Raw genomic sequence first — 3,771 nt, 5'->3', positions numbered from 1 at the left:
GAGGCCGAGGAGCCGGCCGGGCCTCGACCCGCACCCGTCGCGCGGGCCGCCGAGCAGGAGCCGATCGTCGACGGCGCCTCGGCGGTGGACGCGCCCGAGCCCGAGCCGGCGCACGAGCCGCCGCACCGCCGCGAGGTCAAGAAGAGCCGAGGCCGGGCGTCGGTGCCGAGCTGGGACGAGATCATGTTCGGCGGTGGGAAGCAGGACTGACGCCCGAGGTCTCAGAGCACCGAGAACCCCGGGAACGACGGTCGCCCCGTCGCGACCAGCAGCAGGGGTCCGGCCAGCCCGTCGGCGACGGCGACCTCGCTGAGGAGGCGCAGGGCCAGAGCGGCGGCCCGCGGGGGGACGTCCGGTGCCGTCCCCAGCGCGACCGAGAGGTCGGCCGTGTGGACGACGAGCTCGAAGGTCCTGGTCGGGAGATACTCCCCCAGCCGCATCCCGCCTGCGACCGTGGTCACCAGCGCACCGGGTTCCCGGGAGTCCACCAGCGCGCAGACCCGCCTGGCGAGCCCGGCCACGGCGACCGCTGGGTCCTCACCCAGTGCCTCTCCCGCGGCGACGCCCCTCGCGGCCACCGCCGGCTGGGCGGCGAGCGCCCGGGTCATGCGGACGTAGTCGGCGGCCGAGGGGACCTCGACAGCCGCGGCGGGGCGACCCAGGTACTCCTCCACGGTGAGCAGCGAGCGGCTCGTGTGACCGACGAGGGCACGGAGGTCCCACTCGCCCAGACCGGGCCGGTCCCAGCGGTCATCGACCCCGGCCACGGTGTCGACGAACCAGCGGGCGGCGTCGGCGAACGCCCCGCGCGACTCCTGCCAGGACGCCTCCATGGCCCCGAGGGTAGCCGCCGCCGCTGCCGTGCCGGCCCCCGGACGGCGAGGGATACCCTCGCGTCATGGCCCTCTTCCTCACCGGTGCGACCGGCTTCATCGGGCGTCACCTGGTCGCCGAGCTCCTCGACCACCGCGACGGCGACCTGCTGGTGCTGGTCCGCTCCGAGTCGCTGCCCCGGTTCCGGACGCTGGCCACCCGGTGGGGAGGCGACCGGGTGCACCCGGTGGTGGGCGACCTGGCCCGACCCGGGCTGGGTGTCGACCCGGACTGGGTCGCCGCGCACCGGGGCGGTATCGAGCACTTCTTCCACGTCGCGGCCCTCTACGACATGCTCGCCGACGACGACGCCAACGAGCTGGCCAACGTCGGCGGGACCCGGCACGCGCTCGAGCTGGCCGCCGCGCTCGGCGCCGGATGCTTCCACCACGTCTCGAGCGTCGCGGTCGCCGGGGACCACCGCGGCCCCTACGACGAGTCGATGTTCGACGAGCGCCAGCGGCTCCCCTCGTCGTACCACCGGACCAAGTTCGAGGCCGAGCGCCTCGTCCGCGACGAGGCCCGGGTGCCCTGGCGCATCTACCGGCCCTCGGTGGTGGTGGGGCACTCCCGCACCGGCGTGATGGACAAGGTGGACGGCCCGTACTACTTCTTCCCCCTCATCAAGCGGATGCGCGACACCCTGCCGTCCTGGCTGCCGCTGCTCGGCGCCGACCTGGGGGCGACCAACCTCGTCCCGGTGGACTACGTCGCCAAGGCGCTGGACCACCTGGCGCACCTGCCCGGCCGGGACGGCGAGACGTTCCACCTGGTCAACCCCGAGCCGCAGCCGGTGGCCGAGGTGATGAACCTGTTCTGTGCGGCGGCCGGGGCGCCCCGGTTCCTCACCCCCGGCGCGGGTCGCCGTCGGCTCGGGGTCCTACCGGTGCCGTCCGCACTGCGGCCGGCCCGGCTCCTGGGGACGGTGGCGGCCTCCGCGCCGGGCCGAGTCGCGCTCGACCAGACGCTGGGGCGGCTGGGCGTCCCGAGCGAGGTGCTCGCGAACGCCCAGATGACCGCGGTTCTCGACTCGCGGCGGACCACCCGGGCGCTCTCCGGCTCCGGGGTGGCGGTCCCGGACCTCGAGTCCTACGCGCGGACCCTGTGGAGCTACTGGGAGGAGTGCCTGGACACCGACACCGGCCGGGACCCCCACCTGAGAGCCGGCCTGCAGGGACGCCACGTGGTCGTCACCGGGGCCTCCTCCGGGATCGGCCGGGTCACCGCGATCAAGGTGGCCCAGGCCGGTGGTGTCCCCGTCCTGGTGGCCCGGAGCAAGGACCGGCTGGAGGAGGTCCAGGACCTCATCGAGGCCGCCGGCGGGGTGGCCTACGTCTACCCCTGCGACCTGTCGGACACGGTCGCCGTCGAGGGGCTCGCCGAGCAGCTCACCGCGGACCTGCCGTCGGTGGACGTGGTGGTGAACAACGCCGGCCGGTCGATCCGCCGGTCGCTGCGTCTCTCGCAGGACCGCTTCCACGACTTCGAGCGGACGATGGCGGTCAACTACTTCGGCCCGGTCCGGCTGGTGATGGCGCTGATGCCGGCGATGCACCGGCAGAAGTCGGGGCACGTCGTCAACGTGAGCACGATCGGCGTGCAGACCACGCCGCCGCGGTTCTCCGCCTACATCGCCTCGAAGTCCGCGCTGGACGCCTGGAGCAACGTGGTCGCGGCCGAGGTCTACTCCCACGGCATCACCTTCACCACCATCCACATGCCCCTCGTCCGGACCCCGATGATCGCTCCGACGGCTCTCTACGACCGGTTCCCGGCCATCACGCCCGCCCAGGCCGCCGACCTCGTGCTCCGGGCGATCGTGGACAAGCCCGCCCAGATCAACACCGCCCTCGGCAACGTGGGTGCTGTCGCGCACACGGTGGCGCCCAAGCTGACGTTCCGCATCCTCAACATGGCCTACCAGGCCTTCCCGGACTCCACGGCCGCGAAGGGTCAGAGCGCTCCCCCGACCTCTGGCACCCGCGAGTCCGAGCAGCTCATGCTCGCCCGGGTGTTCAGGGGCGTGCACTGGTGAGCGCGGTGCCGGACCGCCTCACCGGGTGACCGGGCGCTCGGGGTCGCGGATCCACTCCGACCAGCTGCCCGGGTAGAGAGCAGCGGACACCCCGACCATCTCGAGCGCCAGGACGGTGTGGGCCGCGTTCACGCCGGAGCCGCAGTAGGCGGCGACGTCGGCGCCGGGGACCGCACCCACCCGGGAGTAGACCGCGGCCAGCTCGGGGGTGCCCTTCAGGTGCCCGTGGTTGTCGACGTTCCACTGGATCGGCACGTTCACCGCACCGGGGATGCGGCCGGGCACGGGGTCGATCGGCTCCACCTCGCCCCGGAACCGTTCGGGTGCGCGGGCGTCGATGAGGACCCCGACGGAGCCGAGCTCGTCGGCGGAGACGACCGGCATCGCCCCCGGCACGGCGGTGAAGTCCCCGGGGGTCACCTCGGGTGTGCCCAGCTCAACCTCGCCCCCCTCCGCGAGCCAGGCGGCCCAGCCACCGTTCAGCAGCGCCACGCGGGGGTGGCCGTGGTAGCGCAGCAGCCACCAGGCCCGGCAGGCGGCGCCGCCCGCCCAGTCGTCGTACACCACGACCGGCCGGTCGGCCCTGACCCCGGCCCGGCGCATCGCCTCGCCGAAGGCTTGCGGCATCGGCAGCGGGTGACGCCCGCCGTCCCCGGGCGGGCCGGCCAGGTCGGCATCGAGGTCGACGAACGCCGCACCGGGCACGTGCCCGGACAGGTACTCCTCGGGTGCCGCGCCGCCCAGTCGCCACCGGACGTCGAGCACGGTCGTCGAGCCGAGGGCGTCGCGGAGCTCGCCCACGGAGACCAGGGAACGGGGGGTGTTCATACCTGTGAGCGTAGGGCGTCGTGGTTGACGCGGCC

The 3,771-nt window shown here is 74.1% G+C and carries 3 protein-coding genes and 1 pseudogene; 2 read left to right on the top strand and 2 right to left on the bottom strand.

The window, feature by feature from the left end; genetic code table 11:
* Positions 1–210, top strand: a pseudogene (locus tag PLP61_RS15655) (hypothetical protein); the annotation flags it as partial.
* An 11-nt stretch (positions 211–221) separates the two neighbouring features.
* Here PLP61_RS15655 and PLP61_RS15650 read toward each other — a convergent pair.
* Positions 222–833, bottom strand: coding sequence for a maleylpyruvate isomerase N-terminal domain-containing protein (locus PLP61_RS15650; protein ID WP_324503686.1), 612 nt, complete (start codon positions 831–833; stop codon positions 222–224).
* 65 nt (positions 834–898) lie between these two features.
* On the opposite strand from PLP61_RS15650, the gene PLP61_RS15645 reads away from it, so the two are divergent.
* Entirely contained in the window at positions 899–2,908 is a 2,010-nt protein-coding gene (locus PLP61_RS15645) for an SDR family oxidoreductase (protein ID WP_324503684.1), read from the top strand.
* Between the two features lie 18 nt (positions 2,909–2,926).
* Here the strand turns inward: PLP61_RS15645 and PLP61_RS15640 are convergent, their stop codons facing one another.
* Positions 2,927–3,736: a sulfurtransferase gene (locus PLP61_RS15640; RefSeq protein WP_324503683.1), complete on the bottom strand. Its 810-nt coding sequence runs from the start codon at positions 3,734–3,736 to the stop codon at positions 2,927–2,929.
* Positions 3,737–3,771: the final 35 nt, after the last annotated feature.

Origin of the sequence: Nocardioides sp. (assembly GCF_035429765.1) — a bacterium.
Lineage (GTDB): Bacteria > Actinomycetota > Actinomycetes > Propionibacteriales > Nocardioidaceae > Nocardioides.
This window is presented reverse-complemented; position numbering and strand designations above follow the sequence as displayed.

Excerpts from the sequence above, each read along its gene's own strand:
- PLP61_RS15640 (WP_324503683.1), bottom strand. The coding sequence starts at position 3,736 with ATGAACACCCCCCGTTCCCTGGTCTCCGTGGGCGAGCTCCGCGACGCC.
- PLP61_RS15645 (WP_324503684.1), top strand. The coding sequence starts at position 899 with ATGGCCCTCTTCCTCACCGGTGCGACCGGCTTCATCGGGCGTCACCTG.
- PLP61_RS15650 (WP_324503686.1), bottom strand. The coding sequence starts at position 833 with ATGGAGGCGTCCTGGCAGGAGTCGCGCGGGGCGTTCGCCGACGCCGCC.